Origin of the sequence: Serratia oryzae (assembly GCF_001976145.1) — a bacterium.
Taxonomy (GTDB): domain Bacteria; phylum Pseudomonadota; class Gammaproteobacteria; order Enterobacterales; family Enterobacteriaceae; genus Chania; species Chania oryzae.
Genome location: NZ_MOXD01000013.1, coordinates 48619 through 75096, shown reverse-complemented (window position 1 = coordinate 75096; position 26478 = coordinate 48619). Strand labels below are relative to the sequence as shown.

Annotated in this window: 22 protein-coding genes; 12 read left to right on the top strand and 10 right to left on the bottom strand. The window is 55.9% G+C overall.

The annotated features are described in order from the left end of the window. Positions 1-299: 299 nt before the first annotated feature. The 10 genes from BMI79_RS19655 to BMI79_RS19610 all read right to left on the bottom strand — a co-directional run bounded on the left by BMI79_RS19655 (position 300) and on the right by BMI79_RS19610 (position 10436). Positions 300-2366, bottom strand: coding sequence for an alpha-amylase (locus BMI79_RS19655; protein ID WP_076943818.1), 2067 nt, complete (start codon positions 2364-2366; stop codon positions 300-302). Between the two features lie 133 nt (positions 2367-2499). After that, positions 2500-2958, bottom strand: a complete 459-nt coding sequence (locus BMI79_RS19650) for an RES family NAD+ phosphorylase (RefSeq protein ID WP_076943816.1) — start codon at positions 2956-2958, stop codon at positions 2500-2502. After that, positions 2955-3401 carry a type II RES/Xre toxin-antitoxin system antitoxin gene (gene parS, locus BMI79_RS19645; RefSeq protein ID WP_076943815.1) on the bottom strand — a complete coding sequence of 149 codons (447 nt, stop codon included), beginning with the start codon at positions 3399-3401 and terminating at the stop codon, positions 2955-2957. Before parS ends, BMI79_RS19650 begins: the two co-directional genes overlap by 4 nt. Before the next feature lie 83 nt (positions 3402-3484). Then, positions 3485-4462, bottom strand: coding sequence for a glyoxylate/hydroxypyruvate reductase GhrB (gene ghrB / locus BMI79_RS19640; protein WP_076943814.1), 978 nt, complete (start codon positions 4460-4462; stop codon positions 3485-3487). 129 nt (positions 4463-4591) lie between these two features. Then, positions 4592-5254, bottom strand: a complete 663-nt coding sequence (locus BMI79_RS19635) for an OmpA family lipoprotein (RefSeq protein WP_076943813.1) — start codon at positions 5252-5254, stop codon at positions 4592-4594. Positions 5255-5428: 174 nt separating this feature from the next. Further along, positions 5429-6868, bottom strand: coding sequence for a 6-phospho-beta-glucosidase (locus BMI79_RS19630; protein ID WP_095996162.1), 1440 nt, complete (start codon positions 6866-6868; stop codon positions 5429-5431). 24 nt (positions 6869-6892) lie between these two features. Then, positions 6893-8401 carry a PTS transporter subunit EIIC gene (locus BMI79_RS19625; protein WP_076943810.1) on the bottom strand — a complete coding sequence of 503 codons (1509 nt, stop codon included), beginning with the start codon at positions 8399-8401 and terminating at the stop codon, positions 6893-6895. Between the two features lie 209 nt (positions 8402-8610). Beyond that, entirely contained in the window at positions 8611-9342 is a 732-nt protein-coding gene (locus BMI79_RS19620; RefSeq protein ID WP_076943808.1) for a MurR/RpiR family transcriptional regulator, read from the bottom strand. 78 nt (positions 9343-9420) lie between these two features. Further along, entirely contained in the window at positions 9421-9828 is a 408-nt protein-coding gene (locus BMI79_RS19615; protein ID WP_083704497.1) for an N-acetyltransferase, read from the bottom strand. Positions 9829-9863: 35 nt separating this feature from the next. Beyond that, positions 9864-10436 (bottom strand): DNA-3-methyladenine glycosylase I, encoded by a 573-nt coding sequence (locus BMI79_RS19610; protein ID WP_076943804.1) that lies wholly within the window; start codon positions 10434-10436, stop codon positions 9864-9866. 196 nt (positions 10437-10632) lie between these two features. On the opposite strand from BMI79_RS19610, the gene BMI79_RS19605 reads away from it, so the two are divergent. The 12 genes from BMI79_RS19605 to BMI79_RS19550 all read left to right on the top strand — a co-directional run bounded on the left by BMI79_RS19605 (position 10633) and on the right by BMI79_RS19550 (position 26088). Then, positions 10633-12621 (top strand): autotransporter outer membrane beta-barrel domain-containing protein, encoded by a 1989-nt coding sequence (locus BMI79_RS19605; protein ID WP_076943803.1) that lies wholly within the window; start codon positions 10633-10635, stop codon positions 12619-12621. 435 nt (positions 12622-13056) lie between these two features. Further along, positions 13057-13800 carry a helix-turn-helix transcriptional regulator gene (locus tag BMI79_RS19600; protein WP_076943802.1) on the top strand — a complete coding sequence of 248 codons (744 nt, stop codon included), beginning with the start codon at positions 13057-13059 and terminating at the stop codon, positions 13798-13800. Between the two features lie 130 nt (positions 13801-13930). Beyond that, positions 13931-14839, top strand: coding sequence for a glycine--tRNA ligase subunit alpha (glyQ, locus tag BMI79_RS19595; RefSeq protein ID WP_076943801.1), 909 nt, complete (start codon positions 13931-13933; stop codon positions 14837-14839). An 11-nt stretch (positions 14840-14850) separates the two neighbouring features. Continuing rightward, positions 14851-16920 carry a glycine--tRNA ligase subunit beta gene (glyS, locus tag BMI79_RS19590; RefSeq protein ID WP_076943799.1) on the top strand — a complete coding sequence of 690 codons (2070 nt, stop codon included), beginning with the start codon at positions 14851-14853 and terminating at the stop codon, positions 16918-16920. 402 nt (positions 16921-17322) lie between these two features. Next, positions 17323-18042 carry a FadR/GntR family transcriptional regulator gene (locus BMI79_RS19585; protein ID WP_076943798.1) on the top strand — a complete coding sequence of 240 codons (720 nt, stop codon included), beginning with the start codon at positions 17323-17325 and terminating at the stop codon, positions 18040-18042. Further along, positions 18039-19046: an ABC transporter ATP-binding protein gene (locus BMI79_RS19580; RefSeq protein WP_076943797.1), complete on the top strand. Its 1008-nt coding sequence runs from the start codon at positions 18039-18041 to the stop codon at positions 19044-19046. The genes BMI79_RS19585 and BMI79_RS19580 overlap by 4 nt, the downstream gene beginning before the upstream one ends. Further along, entirely contained in the window at positions 19043-20125 is a 1083-nt protein-coding gene (locus tag BMI79_RS19575; RefSeq protein WP_076943795.1) for an ABC transporter ATP-binding protein, read from the top strand. Before BMI79_RS19580 ends, BMI79_RS19575 begins: the two co-directional genes overlap by 4 nt. Before the next feature lie 4 nt (positions 20126-20129). Next, positions 20130-21647: an ABC transporter substrate-binding protein gene (locus BMI79_RS19570; RefSeq protein WP_076943794.1), complete on the top strand. Its 1518-nt coding sequence runs from the start codon at positions 20130-20132 to the stop codon at positions 21645-21647. 20 nt (positions 21648-21667) lie between these two features. Further along, positions 21668-22609 carry an ABC transporter permease gene (locus BMI79_RS19565; RefSeq protein ID WP_076943793.1) on the top strand — a complete coding sequence of 314 codons (942 nt, stop codon included), beginning with the start codon at positions 21668-21670 and terminating at the stop codon, positions 22607-22609. Between the two features lie 2 nt (positions 22610-22611). Continuing rightward, positions 22612-23493, top strand: coding sequence for an ABC transporter permease (locus BMI79_RS19560; protein ID WP_076943791.1), 882 nt, complete (start codon positions 22612-22614; stop codon positions 23491-23493). Positions 23494-23508: 15 nt separating this feature from the next. Then, positions 23509-25110 carry a gamma-glutamyltransferase family protein gene (locus BMI79_RS19555; RefSeq protein ID WP_076943789.1) on the top strand — a complete coding sequence of 534 codons (1602 nt, stop codon included), beginning with the start codon at positions 23509-23511 and terminating at the stop codon, positions 25108-25110. Between the two features lie 258 nt (positions 25111-25368). Next, entirely contained in the window at positions 25369-26088 is a 720-nt protein-coding gene (locus BMI79_RS19550; RefSeq protein ID WP_076943788.1) for a DUF3053 domain-containing protein, read from the top strand. Positions 26089-26478: the final 390 nt, after the last annotated feature.

Sequence of the window (26478 nt, the reverse complement as noted above, 5' to 3'; positions counted from 1 at the left end):
GGCTGCCCTCGCTCACCCGAATCACTTACTTAAGTCAATGATTCGGGATTATGAGCCTCAAGAATGAGGCTCACCCTTCGGGCCAGCAAAAATGCTGTTCAAATCGGTTATAAACCGATTTGTCGTTCTGTTGCCGCCTACCTGCAACTCCAAGTATTTTTGGTATAGGCGCAACAGTATTGTTATCAGCAGGTAAACCACCACCATAACGCCAGACAAATGCCGGTGCAATACGGCGATATTTCCCCCGCTGGGGAGAGATATCGCCCAGCGGGTTTTTGCTAGCACAACCTGCTGAATTATTGTGACCGATCGCCAGCCCACACCACCATCACCTTGTCGCCATCATGCTGACGGCTGAAGGCATAGTAGCTTGGCGTTTGCTGCGACTGTTGCGTGCCAGAACCGATCGCCGGGTGGCGCGCGCGGAACTGGCCCAGCACCTGCCAGTGTGCCAGCAGCGGTGCTTTGGCTGCTTTCAGTTCATCCCAGTTCATGTCGGAGCGCGTGCCCTGCAGCGGATCGGAGCCCGTTGGCCCGAACGGCCGGCCGCTTTCATCACCGTAATAAATCTGCACCGCCCCCGGAGCCAGCAACAGCAGGTCTGCCGCCCGTTGCTGCAGCGGCAGTGAGCCTTTGGCGTCGTGGGTGAAGAACAGGCGCGTATCGTGCGAAGAGAGATAGCTCAGCACGTTGAAGCTTTGCAGCTTATCGGCCATTTGCTGGTAGGTCGTGTCGATGTTAGAGAAGCAGCCTAACGCCTGCGCGGCCTGATCCTGAAAATCAAAGTTGATCATCGCATCGAAGCCGTTCTGGTAATAATCACTCTTCATCACGCCATGGCCCCAGGCTTCGCCGGTCATCCAGAACGGCGCGTCGTCCAGCGCCTGTTTAGGATTGGCAGCCTTCCACTCTGCCAGCGCGGCGGCGGCGCGCTGTTTCAGCAACGCTAGCGTGGGTTTTTCGACGTGTTTGGCGGTGTCGACGCGGAAACCATCAATGCCGTAATCACGAACCCACTGGCTGAGCCAGATGGTCAGATAGTCGCGGGTAGTGGCTCCAGGGATTTCGCGCGCGGCGGTGTCCGGCTTATGGCGGTAAAACAGCGGCAGGCCGCTGGCACCGGGCGCTTCGGTTTTGATATCCGGCAGGAACGCCAGCGACATGGTCAGATCGTCAAAACCCGGTGAGTCGTAGTCGCCGATATCGGTGCGGATCCAGTTTTTACCCCACCATTGGCTCCAGCCCGCTTTATCGCTGAAATTAATATAGTCGTTGAAACTGTGCCAACTCTGGCCTGGACCCGGCTGCCAATCGCCCCAGTTTTTGCCCAAGGTTTTTTCGAGCTCGCCGTCTTTCAGATACAGCGAACCGAACTGAAACTGTTGCATATCGGTCAATGTGGCATAGCCGACGTGATTGACCACCACGTCAAACAGAATACGGATGCCGCGCTGATGCGCCTGTTCTACCAGGTTGCGCAGATCCTGTTCGGTGCCCATATTGGCATCAAGCTTGGTCCAATCCAGATGGTAGTAACCGTGGTAGGCATAATGCGGGAAATCGCCTTTGGTGCCGCCGCCAACCCAGCCGTGGATCTGCTCTAGCGGTGAGCTGATCCACAGCGCATTGACGCCGAGCTGTTGCAGATAGTCCAGCTTTTGCGTCAGCCCAGCGAGATCGCCACCGTGGAAGGTGCCGATCTCCTGCATGCCGTCGCTGCGGCGGCCATAGCTGTGATCGTTAGCCGGGTTGCCGTTTTCAAAGCGATCGGTCAGCACAAAATAGACCGTGGCATTGTGCCAGTTGAAGGCGGCCTGCTGCTGCGTGGCGGCAGATTCCAGCAGCAACATACCGCCGCTGTTGGCCGCCGGTTGCAGCGTGACCTTGCCCAAAGAGACTTTCGCGGTTTGGCCAGAGTAGAAATCGCGCACCATTTCGCCTTCGGCAAAGGTGCCGTTAACGGCGATGGTAACCGGTTTGCCATCCCAGCGTTGGCAGGTGTGTGCCACTGCGGCGACGCTGTTTTCGGGCTCGGCTTTCAGGCTGAGCTGCAACGTTGGGGTGCCGCTGCGGGTATCAATACTCACCTGATATTCGCCGTTGCGAAATAGCCGCCAATTGGCCGGTGGGGTATCCGCGCAGGGTTGCAGCGACAGGGGCTGATTGAGCTTTATCGCCTCGGCCGGCTGCCAGCACTGTTTATCCTGGTAAAGTTGCAACGGCAGTTGCCCTTTTGGCAGCGTTGCCTGGCTGATAAACAGCCCGCTGGAAGATTCGTTGAAGGCCGGGAAGCTTTGCAGCGTCCAGGTGGCTAAGGCTGCGGGTGAAAACAACATTAACAGAGGAATTGTCAGGCGTTTCATGGCTCTCCTTACTCATGGTAGGAAGCGTTTTTATCCTAGGGTAGTGCCCAGTTTGCTGAATGAAGGAAAAATCGCCTCCTCCCTTGGCAGGAATTTAGGGGCGGAGGGGGTAGGGGGAGCAATCAAACTTTTGTTATTTCAGTCTTGCGTCAAACAGATGCGGTATCGCCTGAGCGCTAGCCAGGTAGGCCGCGAAATCAGCGTGTTGCGGGTTAATCAATAGGTTGCTTTCCATCGGCACCACCGCCGAGGGAACCAGTAACCCCACAGAGGTGGCTGAATCCAGCCATTCTGAACCGATGTCCATGGTTTCTTGCGGCGCGGTGAATTGTTGCCAGTTTGCGGGCAAAGCGTTTGGTGCTAGCGTAATGATATCCGTGTCCGCCACCTCAATACTCAGCAGGGTGTAATGCTGCAACAGGGCGGCTTCGTCGAAGTGCACCAGGCACTCGAGCATCGCCAAGGAGACCGAGGTCGCCAGGTAGATCATGGCTTTGCCTTTGTGGTTCCAGCGGCCACCGTATTGCTGGGCACCGTAACCCGACCAGGCGCTATCCAGAAACTTGGTTTTTACGATGCGATACCCGATCACGAGAAAACGCCGTGTTCAAGCCTGCCGATGAGATCGAGTACCTCAACCGCGCCGCTTTCGGTATTCAGCAGGCTTTCTGGGGTTTCATTCGCCAGGCCGCGCACGGGTTTACGCATCCAGTTAACCGCTTTTTCACGATCGCCTTCGAACAGCGCGACGGCGGCATCGGCCACGCGGATCAAGCGCGCAATCTTCTCGCTTTCGTCCGGGCTTAATATCCCGCTGCCTGCCTTCCTGCGGCTCAGCGTTTTGGCATTGATGCCGGTAATGCGCAGGATATCCGCTTTCGGAAAACCGGCCCAACTGTGGATGGTTTCAATCACTGATACCGGCAGGCCTTGGCGCAAGCGCAGGATTAATTCCGGCCCTCTGCTGGCAGGGAAACCGGCAGAGCGCCACAGCTCATTACTGGTTGGCCGTTTAGAGGGGCTGAATGTGCGCATAAAACCTCCGGTTGCTCATTTGTCTTACTTCAGTATAGACATTTGTCCGTTACTGCACAATCAGCCAATCAGAGCCGCACCTATCATGCCGTCTTCAGCACCTGCGGATTAACGCAGTTTTCTTTCACCGTGCCGGTCAGCACGGCGATCAGATTGTCCACCGCGCAGGCGGCCATGCCGTAGCGGGTTTCATGGGTGGCAGAACCGATGTGTGGCAGGGCAACCACGTTCGGCAGTTTCAGCAGCGGTGAATTCACCGCTAGCGGTTCCTGCTCGAATACGTCCAGCCCGGCGGCGTGGATCGTACCGTTTTGCAAGGCTTCGATCAGTGCGGCTTCATCAACCACCGGGCCACGGCCCGCGTTAATCAGGATGCCGCTCTTTTTCATTTTCGCCAATTGCTCGCGGCCGATGATATGGAAGGTTTCGTCGGTTAACGGCAGGACAATGCAGACAAAGTCGGATTCGGCCAGCAGCGTATCGAGATCGCAGCGGCGGGCGCTGAAACGCTGCTCCGCTTCCTGATGAACGCGGCGGGCGTTATACAGCACCGGCATGCCGAAACCAAAGTGCGCGCGCTGCGCCAGCGCCATGCCGATGCGGCCCATGCCGAGAATACCGATGGTTTTATGGTGTACGTCCACCCCGTACCACTCAGGGCCGATGCTCTCCTGCCATTCCCCTGCCTTCACCCGTTCAGCCACTTCGATCATGCGGCGTGCGCTGGCTAGCATCAACCCCATCAGGGTATCGGCGACGGTTTCGGTCAGCACGGTCGGGGTGTGCATCAGCGCTATGCGGCGAGCGTTGAGCGCCTCGACGTCAAAGTTATCGTAACCCACGGCAATGGTTGATGCCGCGCGCAGCTTGGGGGCCTGCTGCAGGAAAGCGTTGTCGATCTTGCCGCCGGAACCGATGATTCCTTCAGCCTGTTGCAGCGCCTGTTTCAGGGCGGGGTTCTCTGGGTTCAGTTCGTCGAAGGCATGGACGGTAAAATGCTGCTCCAGCCGTGCATGCAGGTCAGGGGGAATACTTTTGTACAACACAATGGAAGGCTTCATCACAAACTCCAGCAGGTTAACGATTGATTTAAAATAACATAAAGCGCCAACGGGAGAAGGACGGGGTTTATTCTGCGGAATCGTTGCATCAGAGTGTTGAAATCAGCGGGGCGAATGCCCCGCTCAGGGTTACTGCAATGGGCTGAGTGTGATCTCAACGCGGCGATTTTGCGCCTTGCCTTCCGCCGTGCTGTTGGAGGCGATCGGCTGATCCGGGCCAACACCGCTGGAACGGATGCGGTTGGCGGCAACGCCCTGGGTGATTAATGCGCTGGCAACGCCGTCGGCACGCTGCTGCGACAGCGTCATGTTGAGGGCACGGCTACCGGTGCTGTCGGTGTGGCCTACCACGTTGACGGCGGTTTTCTCATACTCCTTCAGCACCATGGCAACGCCCACCAGAGTGTTGGCACCAGCCGGTTTCAGCGTGCTGCTGTTGGTATCGAAGGTAACGTTATTTGGCATATTCAGCACGATGTTATCGCCCTGGCGGGTGACGCTGACGCCGGTTCCTTGCATTTTTTCGCGCAGTTTGGCTTCCTGCACGTCCATGTAATAACCGGCTCCGCCACCCAGTGCCGCCCCGGCCGCTGCGCCAATCAGGGCACCTTTGCCGCGATCTTTTTTCGATGAGGAGAGCACGCCGATACCGGCTCCCAGAACGGCGCCAACGCCAGCGCCAATGCCCGCTTTACCGGCTTGTGATTCCCCGGTGTAAGGGTTGGTGGTACAGGCGGACAGCGTCATGATAGCGGCGACCGCCCCGGCAATGATTGCAATGCGTTTTTTCATGGTTTTTCCCTTAAATGGCGTCAATATCTGCAATCGCAGAAAACGCCTACAAATATGACGACGGAAGCTAACCGGCAATCAGGGGGAGGGAAACCAGAAAAAGCTGAATTATCAACGGTAATGGGATCTTTAGGATAATGTTCCCCTCTCAATTGGCTGAGAGGGGAAAGGGGGTCAGGCTAAGCTTTCACCATTGCTGGCGATCACTCGGCGATACCAGTCAAAGCTCTGTTTTTTCGCGCGGGCGAAAGTGCCACTGCCGTCGTCGTGTTTATCCACGTAAATAAAGCCGTAGCGTTTGCTGTACTGGCCAGTGGTGAAGGAAACGCAGTCGATACAACCCCATGGGGTGTAACCCATCAGTTCGACACCATCGTCAATCACCGCTTTTTTCATTTGTTCGATATGCGAACGCAGATAGGCGATCCGGTAATCATCGTGGATCTGGCCGTCGGCTGCGGGTTTATCTACGGCACCGAAGCCATTTTCGACGATAAACAGCGGCTTCTGATAACGCTCATACAGCACATTAAGCGTATAACGCAGGCCAACCGGATCGATCTGCCAGCCCCAGTCTGATGCTTGCACATAAGGATTCGGTACGCTGCCTTCAAAACCGGCCAGCGCCGTGCCAGCCCCCATGGCATCCGCCTGTAGCGCATTACTCATGTAGTAACTCAGGCCGATATAATCCGCGCAACCTTCGCGCAGCAGCGCGGTATCTTCCGGCTGCATCTGGATGTTATACCCCTTGCGCTCCCATTCATGCAGGATGTACGACGGGTAATAGCCGCGCATATGCACATCGCCAAACAGGAAACGTTCCCGCATGGCCTCCTGTGCGTACATCACATCATCCGGATTGCAGGAGAACGGATATAGCGGCACCATGGCGATCATGCAGCCAATCTGCAGTTCAGGGTTAATGGCGTGCCCCAGTTTGACCACCTGTGCGCTGGCGACGAACTGGTGGTGGAGCACCTGATACATACACTCTTCCGGGTTAGGTTCTTGAGTAAAAATCACCCCGGAACAGCAATAACCGAACAGCGGCGTCTTCCAGTTACGCTGGTTGTTGATCTCGTTGAAGGTCATCCAATACTTCACTTTGTGCTGGTAACGCTTGAGCACCACCTCACTGAAACGCAGAAAGAAATCCACCAGCTTGCGGTTCTTCCAGCCACCGTACTCTTTGACCAAATGCCATGGCATCTCAAAATGCGACAGCGTAATCACTGGCTCGATACCATATTGCAGCAGTTCATCAAACAATTCGTCATAGAACTGCAGCCCGGCTTCATTGGGCTCATGCTCATCCCCGTTGGGGAAAATACGCGACCAGGCAATGGAGGTGCGAAAGCATTTGAACCCCATTTCGGCAAATAGCGCGATGTCCTCTTTATAGCGGTGATAGAAATCCACCGCGTCGTGATTGGCGTAATGATAACCCGGCTGAATACCGTCGGTGATCGTGCGGTCAACGCCATGAGCACCGCTGGACAGTACATCAACGATGCTCGGGCCTTTGCCGCCCTGATCCCAGCCGCCTTCAACCTGATGTGCAGCCACTGCGCCGCCCCACAGGAAATCATCCGGTAACTGTTTTTTCATAATTGAGCTTCCCTTGTATCGATGAATTTATGCTATTTGAGGCTGGGTAACAGGTGCCGCTGGTAGAGGAAAATCCTCTTTGAATCCGGCTATATAGGTAAATACGGCACCCAGAACAAAGGCCACGCAGATGGACAGCAGAAAACCCAGGAACTGTGGCAGATGCCCAGCTTTAAAAAACACTGGCAGCACGGCGATTCCTGGCAGGCAGTAACTCCATGATACCGCGTTAAATGCCCCAGCGATGGAACCCCCGATTGCCCCGGCCAGGCAGCCACAAATCATCGGGCGCTTCAGGCGCAACGCCACGCCGTAAATCGCTGGTTCTGTGATACCAAACAGGCCGGTCATACCCGCCGACAGCGCAACGCGTTTCATTTCCGGATCTTTGGATTTCAGATAGACGCCGAGTACCGCGCCCGCCATGGCGAACACGGGTGAGGCCTGCAAGCCGGTGAAGGTGTCGTACCCCAGCGTCGCGTAGTTGCCAACGGTGACCGGCGTGATGCCCCAGTGCACGCCCAGCGTTACCAATGGCATCCACAGCGCACCCACCACAAAACCGGCGATCGACGGATTAAGGTGATACAGCGTGTTGTACACGCCGCCAATTGCGCCCCCAATCATGTTGCCGATCGGGCCAAAGGCCAGCAGCGTCAGTGGCACCATGATAGCGAGGCAGAACATCGGCGTGAACAGGTTGCGGATCACCAGCGGCAGCAAGCGCTCAAAGAAGCGCTGTACGTAGGACATGATCCAGACCATCAGGATGATCGGGATCACCGAGGCGGTATAGCTCAGGTATTGCACCGGCATGCCGAGGAAGGTGAGCGGATCGGCATTTAGCGGAATACCGGCCAGATCCACCAGCGCCTTAGCGATTTGCGGATTGTTCACCGCTTCTTTCATCAACGCCTGCATGGCCGGATCGGCGGAGTTCACCAGCAGGATTTTATTGGCGGTGAGCATATGCAGATAGTCCGGTGACACCAGTGCACAGGCGGCAATTACCGCTGTGAACGGGTTCACGTTGAATTTTTTAGCTGCGGTAAACGCTACCATTACCGGTAAGAAGGTGAAGCCGGTCCAAGAAACGAAGTTCAGGATGCGATAGGTGCCGCTGGCCGGATCCATCCAGCCCAGTACGGCAAACAGGGAAATTAACCCCTGCAATACTCCGCAGGCTGCCAGCGGATACAGGAACGGGGCAAAGATGCTGGAGATGATATCCATCAGCCGGCTGACGATGCCGACGTTGGGCGCGCTGGTCGCTGCATGTTCATCAATATTGATCAGCTTCAGCACTTCCTGATAGGCATCGCCAACGTGGTTGCCGATCACCACCTGCAATTGCCCACCCGACTCAATCACGGTAATGACGCCTTGTACCCGTTTGAGCGTTTCTTTATCTGCTTGGGTATTATCTTTTAAAACAAATCGCAAACGTGTGGCGCAATGTGTGATATTAATCACGTTATTATCACCACCAATCAGGCGCACGATCTCTCTGGCTGAGTCAGCATAATTAATTGCCATAAATCTAACTCCATCTGTAGGGTACAGAAATCTCGGGTATATATATGGTCTTGGTCAGGGAATGGGGCTGTTCTGGGCAGATAGTAGCAAATAAAAAGGCAATGTCACGATATAACGAAATAGCATAAACGTGATTTGTCACATTTAAAAAACAGGGTGTTATATCCGTTGTGTTGTAACCTAGGCATTGGCCCACGGGAATATACTTTTTAATGCCCCATTTTTTTGGCTAATTCTTTACCGATAGATTCGAGGATGTAAATAACCGGGACCTGAGTGGTAATATCATACTCACTGGCGATCAGTATCTGTGGCATATGGTAGGAGAGGTTAAAGTCAGCCATCCGTGCCAGTGAACTGGTATCGCTGTTGGTAATGCTGACGATTTTGCAATTATGCAGGCTGAACTGGCTAGCCAGCTTGAGAATTTCTGGTGTTTCCCCCGAGACCGATAAAATAATCGCTACGGCATCTTTATACATATTGGTGCTGATGGGATAATAAGGGTCATCAATATAGTTACTGAACTTCCCGACGTTGGAGAAAAATCGCGCGCCGTATTTACCCAGCGTGCCTGAGGTTCCTGCACCGACGAAGAGAATTCTTTCCGCTGCGGCAATATGTTGTGCCGCACGGGCGATTAATTGTTCGAACTCTTCGTTATTAATACTTTTAAAGAAGCTGACAATTTCACTGACGCCGGAGGTTAATAATAATTTTTCTTCTTGCTCCAGATACAATTTAAAGCGAATACGAAACTCTGAATAACCGCTGAAATTCATTTTCTTGCAAAAACGGAGTACCGTGGTGGTCGACACCTGTGCGCCATCGGCCAGCTCGCGAATGGTCATATACATCACCTGGTCTTTATTCTTGATGACGTAGTTATACACCATCAACTCGAGGCCATTGAGCGAGGATAAGGCGATATGGGTAAACATTCTGGATCCCGTAGACAAGGTGTGCCGCCAAATTACCAGAAGCGGGCAGAGATGACAAAGCCAGCCCTGCTCTAATGGTTAGGCATCCGGCAGATCGGTAGCGTCCCAGTTCATGATCAGCGTATAAGCTTGGGTTTCCTGGTTGAACAGGCGCTGTATCTGGCGAAAGCCCTGCCTGCGGTAAAACGCGCAGGCGCGCAGATTCTGCTCATACACTTCCAGGCTCAGCCAGGTGTGACGCTGCTGCACGTAAGTCATCAATGCTTGGCCGATCCCTTTGCCATGAAATTCCTGCTGAACAAACAGTGCACCAATGAAACGCTCATTCAGCACGCTGATAAAACCGACGATCTGCCCGCCACACAGATAAACCCAGTTGGTTGCGCGCGGCAGATAGCTTTCGCGCACCAGTTGAGCACTCTCTTGCCAATACTCTGCCGCAATAAATGGATGCGCCTGGGTCGTACTTACCAGCCACAGCGTCATCAGAGGTTCGATGTCAGCCGAGCGGGCGGTGCGGATTACGCCCTGCGCTGCTTTGGGTGGCTGAAACAGCAGGTGAGGTGATCGTTCACCAAGCCACTGGCCTGCATAAAGGCATAGCAGATGGTGGAACCGATAAATTTGAAGCCGCGTTTTTTCAGCGCCTTGGACATGGCATCGGAAAGTTCAGTTTTTGCCGGAACGTCGCTCAGCGCTTGCCAATGGTTCAGCAGAGGTTTGCCATCGACAAAACCCCAGATAAAGGTAACGAAGTCTTCCCCCGCCGCTTCCATGGCTAAATAGGCCTTGGCATTGGTAATAATGGCTTCAATTTTACCCCGGTGGCGAATGATGCCGCTGTCCTGCAACAGAGTTTCCACCTCCTGCTCAGTCATGGCGGCAACGCGTTGCGGGTCGAAATTATGAAAGGCACGGCGATAGTTTTCGCGCTTTTTCAGGACGGTGATCCAGGAAAGCCCCGCCTGCTGCCCTTCTAGGCACAGCATTTCAAACAGCTCTCGTGCATCGGTGGTGGGGGTGCCCCATTCCCGATCGTGGTACTCCAGATACAACGGGTCTGCCGTTACCCAACCGCAACGCTCGATGGCCATGCTACTGCTCCTTGTGCTGTATTTATTTACAGGTAATCATCGCCAGAATCGTGCTGGTTGGCAAGCTTTTGATTGTTTTGTCGTCACTTGACTTGACGTAATGTGAAAGCCCGCAATATTTACTGCATGGCTGCAAGATAACGGTCAACGATAAAAATGTCATTTTATTCATTTGCTGACTCTGAGGAGTCTATTCATGCCTCTAGAAACCCTCTCTACATTGCGCCCGGCGGTGCTTGCAGTGGCTTTGGCGTTTTGTCTTGCTGCGCCAGCACAGGCTTATGATCAGCTTTATGTGTTTGGCGACAGCCTGAGTGATACGGGCAACAATGGCCGGTTTACTTACGACAGCCGCCAACATCAACTTTATGACGAAGCACTTGCCCAGCGGATTGGTGCGGCGCTGCTCGCCTCTGACAACGGTGGCTATAACTATGCGGCGGGCGGTGGTGTGGCGATACCGGCCCTCAACCCGGCGGACAATACTCAGGATCAGGTACAGCGTTATCTGGCGCGAGTGAATGGCCAAGCGGACAGTAACGGGCTCTATATCCATTGGATCGGCGGTAATGATTTAGCGGCGGCAGCCATGAACCCGGCAACTGCATCTGAAGTGGCCTATGTTAGCGCCGCAGCGGCGGCGGCACAGGTACATACTCTACTGAATGCTGGTGCCGGAACGGTGATTGTGCCGACGGTGCCGAATATCGGTTCTACACCGCTGCTGATGGAGTTGCTCATCCAGCAGGCGCTTTCTCCGGTACAGGGTGCTGCGGTACAGGCAGCCTATGCTACGCTCAATTCGCTAGCGATACCGGATAACGCGGCGCGTCAGCAAGCAATTCATCAGGCGCTGAGCGCCGCTGCGGCACAGGGCAGCGCCAATCCGCAGGTGCAGCAATTGATCGCCGCGCAACTGATTGCCGCCTTTGACAGCCTGAGCGCACAGGCCGGGCAATTGACCGATTTTTATAATCGGAGCGAAGAGCGCTTGCTGGTGCAGGGCGGTGGCAATATCGTGCGTGTTGATGTCAATCAGCTATTCAATGAGGCGATTGCCAATCCGGGGCAGTTCGGTTTCACCAATACCGCCGGGATGGCTTGCCCGGCAGGGGTGTCAGCGGCGGTATGCGATTCGTCAACGCCCGGTTTTGATGCTAGCCAGTCTTATCTGTTTGCCGATCATCTCCATCCTAGCCCGCAGGCGCACCAACTGATTGCTGATTATATTCAGGCGGTGCTCGATGGCCCGGCGCAGGCGGTGGCACTTAATCAAGCGACGGCGGCGATGGCGCGAGACAGCCGCGCCACCCTCGACAGCCGTTTTCAGCAGTTGCGTTCCAGCCATAATCCACCAGGCTCATTGGGCGTGTTCGGGGGCTATGCCGGTCAACGCTATGACTACTCGGGGAATTTGGTGGCGGATGAGGGCAGTGCCACCACGCATAATCTGACGGTAGGGGTGGATTATCAGCTGACGGATGACTGGTTGATCGGCGCGCTGCTGGCCGGTTCCAACGACGATCAGCAACCTTCCAGCCGCTATGAATACAAAGCACGCGGCGTATTGTTTTCTGCTTTCAGTGCCTTATCGCTGTTTGAGCAGGGTTGGGTCAACGCTGATGTGCATTATATGACGATGAATTACGACGACATCCGCCGCAGCATGTTATTGGGGTCGCTAACGCGAACCGAAACCGGCTCGACCTCGGGTAAACAGTGGGGCGCGCGCGTAACCGGCGGCTATGACTTTCCGCTGACCTCCTCTTTGACTACCGGGCCGCTGGCGCAGTTTGCCTGGGATTACAGCAACGTCTCTGGCTACAGCGAAGATGGTAACGACAGTACCGCGATGCGTTTCAACGATCAGACCTACCGTTCACAGATTGCCGCCCTAGGGTGGCGGCTGGATGCGCAACTGGGGAAGGTCAACCCGTATGCTGAGGTGAGCTATCAGCACCAGTTTGGTGACGATGTCTATCGCGCAGGGGGCGGGCTGAAATCCACCCAGACCTCCTTTACCCGCGACAGTGCCAGCCAGGATAAAGACTGGGTCAATGTGACGTTAGGGGCCAATATGCCGCTGACCGAGCAGGTCGCAGCTTTCACCTCGGTTTCGCAAACCGGCGGATTGAGCAGCGGTGAACAATTTATGTATAACGTCGGGATCAGCGCACGGTTCTGATCGCAACAAAAACAGGGCCTTGCCGACAAGACCCTGTTTATCTTGATGATGAAAAAATTTCCGATGCATCTGACAGGAAAAAGTACAGGTAGTGACTGTACTTTTGTATAGTCATTATGTACTCTTAATGTTATAAACAGCCTAAAGTCATAGACTAGCGATAACATACTGATAAAAAACCAATTTCAGCATCAACCATTTGCTCAGCACCAGGGAAATTTTTGCTTGTTCTGTGAAACGTATATCGAGAGATAGGGTGTTTTCCTCGGCCTTTCTTGGTGTCTATCGATTATCCCCTCACCTCGTTAACCCTTCCCACTTTTTCACCCTGGGTCTGATTGTTTTTCGCGGATTTTAGTGCGTAGATGTACCGATAGTGAAACTCATCGGCTATATTAGGACTTTGTTTCTATCGGGTTTATAAGGAGGTGGCCAGTGTCTGATTTATTCTTCAATAATGACTTTATTAATGCCACCATAAAGAGCTATTTAGAAAGAAAGCTGGCTGAGTATAAAAACATAAATTTCGTCTATGCCATAATGAATAAAAGAAACCCGGCGAATCTTGCAATTATTTCTAATAAAAAAGAATGGTTTGACGTTTATAAAGCAAACAACTATCAGTTTATCGATCCGGTTCTTATCGCTGCTGCAAAGCGGGTAACGCCGTTCCCTTGGGATGAGAATATCATGATAAGCTCCGGGCTGAAGCTATCACGCATTTTCGACATGGCCAAGAATTACGGCATTATTAATGGTTATACCTTTGTCCTGCATGATTATAACCATAATCTTGTGGTGCTCTCTATTCTGATAGATAAACAGAGCAGCGGTATTATAGAAGAAATAGAGAATAATAAGCATAAACTTCAGATGCTGTTGCTGAACGCACATGAAAAACTCACCACGTTTTACCAAGAGCTGAAAGGTAAGGCCTATTTTGAAAAAATGAATAACCAAGAGATTTTTTCAAAACGTGAGAATGAGATTATTTATTGGGCCAGCGTGGGGAAGCCTTATCAGGAAATTGCCGCCCTGTTGGGGATCAAGCTGACTACGGTCAAATATCATATCGGCAACGCGGTAAAAAAGCTGGGCGTGACCAACGCCAAGCATGCCATCAGGCTGGGGACGGAGTTACAACTGATCAGGCCGGTGCTCCCGGATGCCGAAACCTAAAGTGGCCTGATCCTGCCGCCGCCAGATCAATGATTCACACTTGTTGCGGGATTCGGGCTGTATATCTTACGGTCAACGGGTATACTGACGCATTCCATCTAAATCCACTTGTATCGCGTGCGAATTCAACATGCAAAAGTTTGATACCAAGACCTTTCAGGGCCTGATCCTGACACTGCAGGACTATTGGGCGCGCCAAGGCTGCACCATCGTTCAACCATTGGACATGGAAGTCGGCGCGGGAACCTCTCACCCGATGACGTGCCTGCGCGCACTGGGGCCGGAGCCGATGGCTGCCGCCTACGTGCAGCCATCACGCCGCCCGACCGACGGCCGCTACGGGGAAAACCCGAACCGCCTGCAACACTATTACCAATTCCAGGTGGTGATTAAGCCATCGCCGGAAAACATTCAGGAACTGTACCTAGGCTCGCTGAAAGAGCTGGGGCTGGACCCGACCATTCACGATATCCGCTTCGTAGAAGACAACTGGGAAAACCCGACGCTCGGCGCCTGGGGCCTGGGCTGGGAAGTGTGGCTGAACGGCATGGAAGTGACGCAGTTCACCTACTTCCAGCAGGTCGGCGGCCTGGAGTGCAAACCGGTAACCGGCGAGATCACCTACGGCCTGGAACGCCTGGCGATGTATATCCAGGGTGTGGACAGCGTTTACGATCTGGTGTGGAGCAATGGCCCATTGGGCATCACCACCTACGGCGATGTGTTCCACCAGAACGAAGTAGAGCAGTCCACCTATAACTTCGAATACGCCGATGTCGATTTCCTGTTCACCTGCTTTGAGCAGTACGAAAAGGAAGCGCAAACCCTGCTGGCGCTGGAGAAACCCCTGCCGCTGCCAGCTTACGAACGTATCCTGAAGGCTGCCCACACCTTCAACCTGCTGGATGCACGCAAGGCGATCTCGGTGACCGAGCGCCAGCGCTATATTCTGCGTATCCGCACGCTGACTAAAGCCGTTGCCGAGGCCTACTACGCTTCCCGTGAAGCGCTGGGCTTCCCAATGTGTCATAAGAAATAACAGAGGCAGCCATGACTCAACAGACTTTCCTGGTGGAAATCGGCACGGAAGAGCTGCCGCCGAAGGCTCTTCGTTCACTGGCAGAAGCGTTTGCCGCCAATTTTACCGCCGAGCTGGATAACGCCGGCCTCGAACACGGTGCCGTGAGCTGGTTCGCTGCGCCGCGCCGCCTGGCGCTGAAAGTAGCCAACCTGAGCGCTGCGCAGGCCGATCGCGAAGTTGAAAAACGTGGCCCGGCGATCGCTCAGGCCTTCGACGCCAGCGGCCAACCGAGCAAAGCGGCCGAAGGCTGGGCGCGCGGTTGCGGGATCACCGTCGATCAGGCCGAGCGCCTGGTAACCGACAAAGGCGAATGGCTGCTGTATCGCGCTCATGTGCCGGGCCAGTCTGCGCAGCAACTGCTGGCAGGCATGGTGAGCACCGCGCTGGCCAAATTGCCGATCCCGAAACTGATGCGCTGGGGCGATAAAGACACCCAGTTCGTGCGCCCGGTGCACACGGTCACCCTGCTGCTGGGGGCGGAGCTGATCCCTGGCACCGTGCTGGGCATTGATTCTGCGCGCACGCTGCGCGGCCACCGCTTTATGGGTGAGCCGGAGTTCACCATCGACAACGCCGATCAATACCCGCAGATCCTGCAAGAGCGCGGTAAAGTGATTGCCGATTACGAAGTTCGTAAAGCGCTGATCAAGCGTGACGCCGAACTGGCAGCACAGAAGATCGGCGGCAAAGCCGATCTGAGCGAAAGCCTGCTGGAAGAAGTGGCCTCGCTGGTGGAATGGCCAGTGGTGCTGACCGCCAAGTTCGAAGAAAAATTCCTGGCGGTACCGGCAGAAGCGCTGGTGTACACCATGAAGGGCGACCAGAAGTATTTCCCAGTGTACGACGCTGCGGGCAAGCTGCTGCCGAACTTTATCTTCGTGGCTAACATCGAATCGAAAGATCCGCAGCAAATCATCTCCGGTAACGAGAAGGTGGTGCGCCCGCGCTTGGCCGATGCCGAGTTCTTCTTCAATACCGATCGCAAAAAACGCCTGGAAGACCACCTGCCGCGTCTGGAAACCGTGCTGTTCCAACAGCAGTTGGGTACCCTGCGCGACAAAACCGACCGCATTCAGGCGCTGGCTGGCTGGATTGCCGGGCAGATTGGCGCGGACGTCAACCATGCCACGCGCGCCGGGCTGCTGTCGAAGTGCGATCTGATGACCAACATGGTGTTCGAATTCACCGACACTCAGGGCGTGATGGGCATGCACTACGCGCGCCACGACGGTGAAGCAGAAGACGTTGCCGTTGCGCTGAACGAACAGTATCAGCCGCGCTTTGCCGGTGACGAACTGCCGCAGTCGCTGGTGGCCTGTTCCTTGGCGATTGCCGACAAGATGGACACCCTGGCCGGTATCTTCGGCATCGGGCAACATCCGAAAGGCGATAAAGACCCGTTTGCTCTGCGCCGTGCCGCGCTGGGCGTGTTGCGTATCATCGTTGAGAAAAACCTGCCGCTGGATCTGCAAACCCTGACCGAAGAGGCCGTGCGCCTGTACGGCAGCAAGCTGACTAACGCCAAGGCGGTGGACGAGGTTGTCGACTTTATGCTGGGCCGTTTCCGCGCCTGGTATCAGGAAGAAGGCCACGCGGTAGACACCATTCAGGCGGTATTGGCGCGTCGCCCAACCAAACCGGCGGATTTTGACGCGCGCGTGAAGGCGGTCACCCACTTCCGCACCTTGGAAGAGGCGGCGGCACTGGCGGCGGCCAACAAGCGTGTCTCTAATATTCTGGCGAAATCCACCGATACTCTGCTGGATCAGGTGCGTGCTTCGGTGCTGAAAGAACCGGCCGAACTCAAGCTGGCGACTCACCTGGTGGTGCTGCGCGACAAGCTGCAACCAGACTTCGCCGCAGGCCGTTATCAGGAAGCGTTGGTGGAACTGGCTGCGTTGCGCGAAACCGTCGATGCCTTCTTTGATGGCGTGATGGTGATGGCAGAAGATGATGCGGTGCGCGTGAACCGCCTGACGCTGCTGAGCAAGCTGCGCGAGCTGTTCCTGCAGGTAGCGGATATTTCGGTGCTGCAGTAATTACCCTAAATTGAAGTACGACGGGTATAACGTATTGTTTAAATGAACCAACGGCGCCTTATGGCGCCGTTGTTACATCTATTTCTCATGCCAGAAAACAGAGCAGCCGTGCACGTTAATGCAGCATCCATGCCCTTGATTGGTGCGCTGCTGGCCGCTTTGCCTCAAGAGCCTCTCTCTTTGTCCTGCTTACTCCTGAATATAATTATCATTTAATTCAATGCATTAACTGGAAATCTACGCTTTCCATCTTGAACCAATAAAAATTGGTTCTTTTCTTGCTTATGTATTAATAACGCATGTTGTGCGATTAATAGCCGTGTGATAACTTAATTTTAACTTATATGTAACAAAAATCTTTTTTAATCTCTTTTTTTGATTGATTTATAGGCGAACCAATAAATGGATGAGATGGCTGGCCATACCGCAAACTCCAGTTCCGCATTGGAAAAACTTCGTCAATTGCTGCAGCAAGACGACATTCAGCCCGATCTGGCCCTGCCCACCGAACGCGAGCTGGCGGAGCGTTTTGCCGTGGGGCGGCGTGAGATCCGCCGGGCGTTGAACGTGCTGGAAGAGGAAGGGCGGATCTGGCGCAAGCAGGGTAAGGGAACCTTTGTCGGCCCGGCAGCGCCGGTGCAGCCGCTGCAATTACAGGATTTGCCGCAGCAGTCCAACCTGCTGGAGGTGATGGAAGCGAGGATCCAACTGGAGCCAGGTTTGGCGCGTTTAGCGGCACTGCGCGCCAGCAAAGAGCAGATCGCCCTGATGCAGCGCTTGTTAGAGCGTATGCATAACATCACGCTGAACGATAGCGATCAACATGAGCTGTGGGACAGCGCCTTTCACCGCGCCATTGCCGAAGCCGCAGGCAACCGCCTGATGCTCAGCCTGTTTGATGCTATTGACGCCGTGCGTCGTGAACCCGCCTGGCAGCATCTGCGCGTGCAGGCGCGCACGCCAGCGCGGCTGGAAAATTATGACCATCACCACGTTCGCTTGGTTCAGCACATTGCGGCGCGCCAGCCGGTGGAGGCCGCGCAGGCGATGCGTGAGCACCTGTTGGCGCTGCAGCAGGCGCTGCTTGAAGCGATCAACGTGGGTGACGAGGAGCTGCCATGAGCCTTTCTTCCGCCAGCGCTCCGGTGCTGCGCCTGCAGGATCTTAACGTCCAGTTCAGCGGTTCACCGGTCACGGTGCTGGATAATATTTCACTCACCGTCCACGCGGGGGAAACGCTGGCACTGGTGGGGGAGTCCGGCTGTGGCAAGAGCATTACCTCGCTGGCGCTGATGGGATTATTGCCTAGCAGCGCCCAGGTCAACGGTGGTGAGATGTATTTCAATCATCACGATCTGCGTCAGTTAAGCCCTCGCGAATACGCCGATCTGCGCGGCAACCAGATGGCGATGATTTTTCAGGAGCCGATGACCTCGCTCAATCCGGCGTTTACGCTCGGCGATCAGCTTAGCGAAGCGGTGATGCGCCATCGTAATTGCAGCCGCCGCGAAGCGATGGATGTGGCGCTGGAGATTTTGGAAAAGGTGCAGATTCCGGCAGCGGAAATGCGCTTGAAATCTTACCCACACCAGCTTTCCGGCGGCATGCGCCAGCGCGTGATGATCGCCATGGCGTTGATCAACCACCCGCAGTTGCTGATTGCCGATGAACCGACCACCGCCCTCGACGTCACTATCCAAGCGCAAATCCTGGTGTTGCTCAACCGGCTGAAGCAGGAAACCGGCACCGCGGTGCTGATGATCACCCACGACTTGGGGGTGGTGGCCGAAGTGGCGCAGCGGGTGGCGGTGATGTACGCCGGGCAGGTGGTGGAAAGCGGCGAAGTGGCAGAGGTGTTTAACGATCCGCAACACCCTTACACCATCGGTTTGATGGGGTCGATCCCCAGCCTCGGTGCCCGCAGCGCCAAGCTGGCGACCATTCCTGGCAACGTGCCGCTACCGGAACAGATGCCCGCAGGCTGCCGTTTTGCCACCCGTTGCCCGTTTGCCGAAGTACGTTGCCATCAGCAAAAACCGCTGTTGCAAGTGCTGAATCCGCAGCATCAGGTGGCCTGTTTCCGCGCCCCGCTGGAACATTCCGTGGCTCAGGGAGCATCAATATGACAACGCCTATTCTTGCCTGTACCGATTTGAGCAAAACCTTTAGCGGCCCCACGTCGCTGTTTAAACGTAACAAACAGGTAACCGCCGTTGATCGCGTCTCGCTGCAAGTGATGCCCGGCGAAACCTTGGCGATCGTCGGTGAGTCCGGTTCCGGTAAATCGACGCTCGGCCGCCTGCTGCTGCGTCTGCTCGCGGCCAGCCACGGGCAGGTGTTTTATCAGGGGGAAGAGATTACCCACGCCAGCGGCACCCGGCTGAATCAGCTGCGCCGGGAGCTACAGATTATTTTTCAGGATCCGTTTGCTTCGTTGAACCCGCGCATGACGGTAGAAAACATCGTGGGTGAGCCGATCTGGCTGCATGAGTCGCTGTCGAGCCGCGATCGCCAGGAAAAAGTGCATCAACTGCTGCGCACCGTCGGCCTGCCCGCTGCCTGGGCTCAGCGCTATCCGCACGAGTTTTCCGGCGGCCAGCGCCAGCGCATCGGCATTGCCCGCGCGCTGGCCAGTGGCCCCAAACTGCTGCTGGGGGATGAGCCGGTTTCTGCGCTGGATGTGTCGGTGCAGGCGCAGGTGGTTAATCTGCTGGAGAACCTGAAATCACAGTTTGGCCTGACCATGGTGATCGTGGCGCACGGTTTGGCGGTGATCCGCCATATGAGCGATCGCGTGGCGGTGATGTACCTCGGGCAGATCGTCGAACTGGCCAGCGTCGATGAGATTTTCGACGCGCCGCTGCACCCCTATACCCAGGCGCTGATCGCCTGTGCGCCGCAGCTAAAGCCCGGCGTGGAGCGCGACATACCGATGCTGCAGGGCGATTTGCCGAACCCGGCCGCGCCGCCCAGCGGATGCCGTTTTCACACCCGTTGCCCGCACGTTCGCGATGAATGCCGTCAACATGAACCTATTAATCAGGTATTAGCGGGTGGTCGTCAGGTGGCTTGCCATCGCTGGCAAGAGATTAATCGCGATCGCAGTGTGATTGAAATTGCCCCACCGTCATCCGCCTTTTTACGCCGCCGCGCGCTGTTTGAGCAGGCAGTTAATCAAAAATCATCAACCCCTATGGAGAAGTGAAGCGATGAAAGGACGTCATATTGTATTGAGTGCGCTCGGTGGCCTGCTGCTGACAGGAGCCTGCGTTCAGGCACAGGCAGAAAGCACGATACGTATTGGCTTAGGGGCCGATCCAGACATGCTGGATCCGCACCTGGCGCGCACCTACTATGGCCGCTTCGTATTTGCGGCGATGTGCGATCGGCTGGTGGATATTGATGAAAACCTGAAGATTGTGCCGGGGTTGGCCACCGACTGGGCATGGAGCGATGAGGGCAAGACCCTCACCATGAATCTGCGCCAAGGGGTCACTTTCCACGATGGGGAAAAATTCGACGCCCAGGCGGTGAAATTCAATCTCGAAAGGGCATTAACCCTGCCGGGATCGCTGCGCAAAAGCGAAATCTCTTCCATTGAGTCCATCGAGGTGACCGGGCCTTATCAGGTGGTGTTGCACCTGAAAACCGCCGACGCGGCGCTGCTCAGCCAATTTACCGATCGTGCTGGAGCGATGTTGGCACCGAAAGCCGCTGCCAAAGCGGATTTCACTGCCCACCCGGTGTGTTCCGGCCCGTACCAGTTTGACAGCCGCGTGCAGCAGGATCGCATCGTGCTTAAGCGCTTCGAAAACTACTGGAACAAGTCTGCCTACCACTTCGATAAGGTGGTGTTCCTGCCCATCCCCGACGCCTCGGTGCGTTTGGCTAACCTGCGCTCTGGCGATCTCGAACTGACGGAAGGGATTGCCGCCAGCGATGTGAAAACCGTGGAAGCCGATCCCAAACTGAGCCTGGCCAAGGTGATCGGCCTGGGCTATCAGGGCATTACCTTTAACATTGCCAACGGTAAGGTCGACCCTAACAACCTGTTCGCCAAAGATGCGCGGGTGCGTGAAGCCTTCTCGCTGGCGATCGATCGCGATGCGCTGAATCAGGTGGCGTTTGAAGGGCTGTTTACCCCGGCCAATCAGGGGATTTCCACCGTTAGCCCTTACCACGTCAACATGCCGATTGCGCCACGTGATGTCGAGAAGGCCAAAGCCTTGCTGGCGGCGGCGGGAGTAAAGACGCCGCTTGACGTGACGCTGCTGGTAACCAATAACCCGGCTTCACAGCAGGTGGGCCAGGTGCTTCAGGCGATGGTGGGCGAGGCCGGTTTTAACCTCAACCTGCAGATGAATGAGTTCGCTACCTTGCTCGATCGTCAACAGCGCGGCGAATACCAGCTCAGCCTGTCAGGCTGGTCAGGGCGGCCGGATCCCGATGGCAGCATTTTCTCGTTTGTTCACAGCAAAGGCACGCTTAACGACGGTGGCTACAGCAATCCGCAGGTCGATGAATGGCTGACGCAGGCGCGCCAGACCAACGATCCGGCGGCGCGCCAGGCGCTGTATGACAAAGTGGTGAAGCAGTTGAACATCGATATGCCGATTGCCTACCTCTATTTTGAGCCGCGCATCTTTGGCCTGAATAAAAAGCTGGAAGGTTTTAAGGCCTGGCCGGACGGCCTGGTGCGCCTTGCCGACGTGAAAATGGCGCTCTGAAGGCCAGCGGAGAAGCACTGATGGTTGAATTGATCTGCAAACGCCTGCTGCTGGCCATCCCCACGCTGCTGCTGGTGAGCATTATGGTGTTCTCGCTGCAAAAGCTGCTGCCCGGTGACCCGGTGTTAGCCATGGCGGGCGAAGAGCGCGATCCGGAGGTGATCGCGCAGCTGCGCGAGGAATATCACCTCAACGATCCGATCCCGGCACAGTATTTTTACTGGGTAGGCAACGCGCTGCGCGGTGATTTAGGCATTTCGCTGCGTACCAAAGAGCCGGTCACGCAGCTGATTATCAGCAAACTGCCGGTCACGCTGGAGCTGTCGCTGCTGGCGATGATTGTGGCGCTGCTGGTGGGGATCGGCATGGGGATTATTGCGGCAGTGCGTAAAGACAGTTGGGTCGATCACACCACCAACTTTGTGGCGCTTTCGGGGATTTCGGTGCCGCATTTCTGGCTGGGGATTTTAATGATCTTGCTGTTCTCGGTGCATTTACAGTGGCTGCCCGCCTCGGGCTATGTGCCGCTCAGTGAGAGCATTCCGCAGAATCTCAAAACTCTGCTGCTGCCTGCGCTGGTGCTGGGCACCGGTCTGGCAGCCACGCTGATGCGCCATACCCGCGCTTCGATGATTACCGTCCTGAAGGCCGACTATATCCGCACCGCGCGGGCTAAAGGGCTGCTGCCGCTGCGGGTGATCCTCAAACACGCCTTTCGCAACGCGCTGGTGCCGATCGTCACCCTGACCACGCTGCTGTTTGGCGAACTGCTGGGGGGCGCGGTGCTGACCGAACAGGTATTCACGCTGCCCGGCTTTGGCAAGATGATTGTCGATTCGGTGTTTAACCGTGATTACGCGGTGGTGCAGGGCGTGGTGCTGGTGGTGGCGATCGGTTTCCTGCTGCTGAACCTGTTGGCGGACGTGCTCTACGTGCTGATTAACCCGAAAATGCGAGGCTGACCATGAGTGAAGTTTTGGTTTCTGGTGCGGTCACGGCCGCGCCGCTGCGCGCGCCGAAAAATCGGGTGCTGAAAAAGTTTCTCGCCAATAAAAGCGCGATGATAGGGGCGGCGATCGTGCTGCTGTTTGTGGCGCTGGCGCTGCTGGCACCCTGGCTGGCCCCGTTCGATCCGGTGAAAGCCAACTTCCTGGCGGTGCGTAAGCCACCGTCGGAGCTGTACTGGCTCGGCACCGACGAACTGGGGCGGGATATCTTATCTCGTCTTATCTGGGGGGCGCGCACTTCGCTGCTGGCGGGCTGTATTTCGGTGCTGATTGCCATCGTGATTGGCGTGCCGCTCGGCCTGATTGCCGGTTACTGGCAGGGAATTTGGGACGGCGTGATTTCACGCGTTATCGAGGCGCTGCTGGCTTGCCCGTTCCTGATCCTGGCGATTGCGCTGGGGGCCTTTCTCGGCCCGAGCCTCGGCAATGCAATGATCGCCATTGGCCTGTCGGCGATGCCGATTTTCGCCCGCCTGACGCGTGGCCAGGTGTTGGCGATCCGCCATGAGGAGTATATCGACGGCGCACGCGCCATCGGCCTGCCGGACCGCTGGATCGTGCTGCGCTATGTGTTGCCCAACGTGATGTCGCCGATTCTGGTGCAGGCCACGCTGGCGATCGCCGCCGCGATTATTACCGAAGCCAGCCTGTCGTTTCTCGGGCTGGGCCAGCAGCCGCCCAATCCTTCGTGGGGGGCGATGCTGAATACGGCAAAGGGTTATCTGGAACAGGCGCCTTGGATGTCGATTTTCCCAGGGATCGCCATTTTTCTCACCGTGCAGGGCTTCAATTTGCTGGGTGACGGGCTGCGTGACGCGCTCGATCCGCGTAACGACTGACAAAAAGGAAGAGTGATGAGTGGAGAATGGGATTTTAGCCAGGGTTACCCATCCTGGCGCGTGCCGATGATGGGAGCCAATGCGGTAGCCACCTCGCAGCCGCTGGCGGCGCAGGCCGGGTTGCGTATGCTACAACAGGGCGGCAATGCGGTGGATGCGGCGATCGCCACCGCCATCGCCTTAACCGTAGTGGAACCTACCGGTTGCGGTATCGGCAGCGATGCGTTTGCCATCGTTTGGGACGGCAAAAAGCTGCATGGGTTAAATGCCTCTGGCCGTGCGCCGGGTGCCTGGTCGCCAGAAACCTTTGCCGGGCGGCAGGCGATGCCGGAGCTGGGTTGGGATGCGGTAACGGTGCCGGGTGCGGTTTCCGCCTGGGTGGCGTTGGCGGAGCGCTTTGCGACTCTGCCGCTCACCACGCTGGCGCAGCCTGCCATCGATTACGCGCGCAACGGTTTCCCGGTTTCTCCGTTGATCGGTGCGCTGTGGCAGCGGGGCTACAGCAAGCTGCGCGATCAGCCGGGTTTTAGCGCCTGCTTTGCGCCTAACGGCCAGCCACCGCGCGCCGGTGAGCTGTTCCGTAACCCGGATCAGGCTACTTCGCTGGAAAAAATTGCCGCCACTCAGGGCGAGGCGTTTTACCGTGGCGAATTGGCGGAAAGAATGGTGGCGTTTGCCCGCGAGCATAACGCGGCGCTGAGTATGGACGATCTGAGAAATCATCGGGCCGATTGGGTTGAGCTGATTTCGCGCCCGTTTGCCGGTGGCTCGGTGCATGAGTTGCCGCCTAACGGCCAAGGGATCGCTACGCTGATTGCGTTGGGTATTCTTGAACAGTGGGATATCGGCCGCTATCAGCCGGATTCTGTGGCGTGGCTGCATTTGTCGATCGAGGCTATGAAGCTGGCGCTGGCCGATCTGGATCGCTATGTGGCCGACGAAGAACACATGGAATTCCCTGCCGAGCGTTTGCTGAGCGACAGCTACCTGAAAACGCGTGCGGCGCTGATCGATCCACAAAAAGCCGGTGACTTTACCTTCGGCGCGCCGACGCAGAGCGGCACGGTGTATCTTTCTACCGCCGATGCGAACGGCATGATGGTGTCGTTTATTCAGTCGAACTATATGGGCTTTGGTTCAGGCGTGGTGGTGCCGGGCACCGGTATCAGCCTGCAAAACCGTGGCGCCGGTTTTTCCTTGGATAAACAACACCCGAACGTGGTGGCGGGCAACAAGCGCCCGTTCCATACCATTATTCCGGCGTTCGCCCTGGATGGCCATGGGCAGCCGCTGATGTCGTTCGGCGTGATGGGCGGGCCGATGCAGGCGCAGGGGCACTTGCAGATGGCGCTGCGTATTATGCTGCATAAGCAGAACCCGCAGGCGGCGATCGACGCACCGCGCTGGCGGATCGTCGCCGGGCGTGAGGTGATCGTCGAGCCTTCGATGGATCGTAATACGCTGGCGGCGCTGCGGGCCATGGGCCACAACGTGGTGCTGGAAGATCCGCTGCAGACCTACAGCTTCGGCGGGGCGCAGGCGATTATCCGCGATCCGCAGGGGTTCTATATTGCGGCCACCGAAAGCCGTAAAGACGGGCAGGCGCTGGTGTTTTAGCAGTTATCAGGGCCGGAGAGATCTGGCCCTGTTTCATCTTCATCGCAACATCCTTTTATCCGCCGTTGCCCATTAAAACGATGCTTTTAGCGCCTGAATGTGCCCAGAAAGCCGAATCGCGTATCGCATCGCATTCAGTTGATCTATTCTTATAGCCCCCTGAAGAATTTGCGGTTAGCGACGATAAGGTGGGGCGCAGGGAAAGCAGTAACAGGTATGGAGTCTATAAAGTACGTTTATCAACAGGAGTTATGTCACATGGCGGTAGGGATCCAGAGCAGAGGTTTCGCGCGTTGGTTGGCACCGGTGTTGGCATTGTTGGTGGTTATGCAACTGACCGCCTGCGGCGATAAAGAGCCAGAGCAGCGCAAGGCATTCGTTGATTACTTGCAGAATACGGTTATGCGCAGCGGCGTGAGCATCCCGACGTTGAGCGAAGATCAGAAACAGAAATTCGGTAACTATGCCGGTGATTACGCTATTTTGGTCGGTTTTTCCCAGCAGTTGTCGAAGTCGGTTGAAGCGAGTCTGACTCCGGTGCTGGATCAGATTAACCAGATCCACACCGCGCAGGATTACATGATCAAGCGAGATACCCTGAAGCAGTCGACAGGGGCGCTGAATCTGTTGGGGCAGCAGATCCAGTCGGCGAAGTCGCAGGCGGATAACGCGCGTGCGGCATTGAAACAGCCGGACGATCTGAAAGCGGTTTACGGCCAGGTCTATGACAAGATTGTCACCGCACCGGCCAATGCCCTGATGCCAGCCATTCCAACCACCACCAGCTTTGTGCAGGATCTGGTGCAGGTCGGCGATTTCCTCCAGGCGCAGGGTAATCAGGTCAGTTTCAACAATGGTGGCGTGCAGTTCCGCACCCAGCAGCAGGCGACGCAGTACAACAGCATGATGGCGAGCCTGGTGGCCAAGCAGCCCGATTTTCTGAACGCACAAAAAGCCGTGCAGGCGGTAATGCAATAGGGCGAAAATGCCGCTGCGCATTGAAGATGTGGGTGGGCCAACGTGTTGGCCCACCCACATAACGCCCATTTTTTCTCATGACTTGCCGCACCTCCCCTCAGCACTTCTGTACTACACTTCAACTAGGTGGAATACCACCGAACCATCAATTCTTTTAATGTAGTTTTCTTTCATTCGCTCTACGGCTAACGCTGGGAGAGTGGGTTTCTCTAGGGAAAATGCGCTTTCTGGTTATGGCCTGGTTAGCGTATGTAAAATAAATTGTGATTTATGTCACAATATAAGAACAAATTCCCGAAGACAAAATGTGATAAATATCTCATTTTCACTGCGTTTTGTGCGATTAACAACCTGCTGTGCTTTTTTTACACCGCATAAATGTGATCTTAA

What these genes read in the sequence shown, in the direction of transcription:
- BMI79_RS19570 (WP_076943794.1), top strand. Translation starts at nt 20,130, where the DNA reads ATGAAAGGACGTCATATTGTATTGAGTGCGCTCGGTGGCCTGCTGCTG.
- BMI79_RS19555 (WP_076943789.1), top strand. Translation starts at nt 23,509, where the DNA reads ATGAGTGGAGAATGGGATTTTAGCCAGGGTTACCCATCCTGGCGCGTG.
- BMI79_RS19565 (WP_076943793.1), top strand. Translation starts at nt 21,668, where the DNA reads ATGGTTGAATTGATCTGCAAACGCCTGCTGCTGGCCATCCCCACGCTG.
- BMI79_RS19610 (WP_076943804.1), bottom strand. Translation starts at nt 10,436, where the DNA reads ATGGCCATCGAGCGTTGCGGTTGGGTAACGGCAGACCCGTTGTATCTG.
- BMI79_RS19580 (WP_076943797.1), top strand. Translation starts at nt 18,039, where the DNA reads ATGAGCCTTTCTTCCGCCAGCGCTCCGGTGCTGCGCCTGCAGGATCTT.
- BMI79_RS19585 (WP_076943798.1), top strand. Translation starts at nt 17,323, where the DNA reads ATGGATGAGATGGCTGGCCATACCGCAAACTCCAGTTCCGCATTGGAA.
- parS (WP_076943815.1), bottom strand. Translation starts at nt 3,401, where the DNA reads ATGCGCACATTCAGCCCCTCTAAACGGCCAACCAGTAATGAGCTGTGG.
- BMI79_RS19620 (WP_076943808.1), bottom strand. Translation starts at nt 9,342, where the DNA reads ATGTTTACCCATATCGCCTTATCCTCGCTCAATGGCCTCGAGTTGATG.
- ghrB (WP_076943814.1), bottom strand. Translation starts at nt 4,462, where the DNA reads ATGAAGCCTTCCATTGTGTTGTACAAAAGTATTCCCCCTGACCTGCAT.
- BMI79_RS19655 (WP_076943818.1), bottom strand. Translation starts at nt 2,366, where the DNA reads ATGAAACGCCTGACAATTCCTCTGTTAATGTTGTTTTCACCCGCAGCC.
- BMI79_RS19635 (WP_076943813.1), bottom strand. Translation starts at nt 5,254, where the DNA reads ATGAAAAAACGCATTGCAATCATTGCCGGGGCGGTCGCCGCTATCATG.
- BMI79_RS19575 (WP_076943795.1), top strand. Translation starts at nt 19,043, where the DNA reads ATGACAACGCCTATTCTTGCCTGTACCGATTTGAGCAAAACCTTTAGC.
- glyS (WP_076943799.1), top strand. Translation starts at nt 14,851, where the DNA reads ATGACTCAACAGACTTTCCTGGTGGAAATCGGCACGGAAGAGCTGCCG.
- glyQ (WP_076943801.1), top strand. Translation starts at nt 13,931, where the DNA reads ATGCAAAAGTTTGATACCAAGACCTTTCAGGGCCTGATCCTGACACTG.
- BMI79_RS19615 (WP_083704497.1), bottom strand. Translation starts at nt 9,828, where the DNA reads ATGACGCTGTGGCTGGTAAGTACGACCCAGGCGCATCCATTTATTGCG.
- BMI79_RS19605 (WP_076943803.1), top strand. Translation starts at nt 10,633, where the DNA reads ATGCCTCTAGAAACCCTCTCTACATTGCGCCCGGCGGTGCTTGCAGTG.
- BMI79_RS19550 (WP_076943788.1), top strand. Translation starts at nt 25,369, where the DNA reads ATGGCGGTAGGGATCCAGAGCAGAGGTTTCGCGCGTTGGTTGGCACCG.
- BMI79_RS19625 (WP_076943810.1), bottom strand. Translation starts at nt 8,401, where the DNA reads ATGGCAATTAATTATGCTGACTCAGCCAGAGAGATCGTGCGCCTGATT.
- BMI79_RS19560 (WP_076943791.1), top strand. Translation starts at nt 22,612, where the DNA reads ATGAGTGAAGTTTTGGTTTCTGGTGCGGTCACGGCCGCGCCGCTGCGC.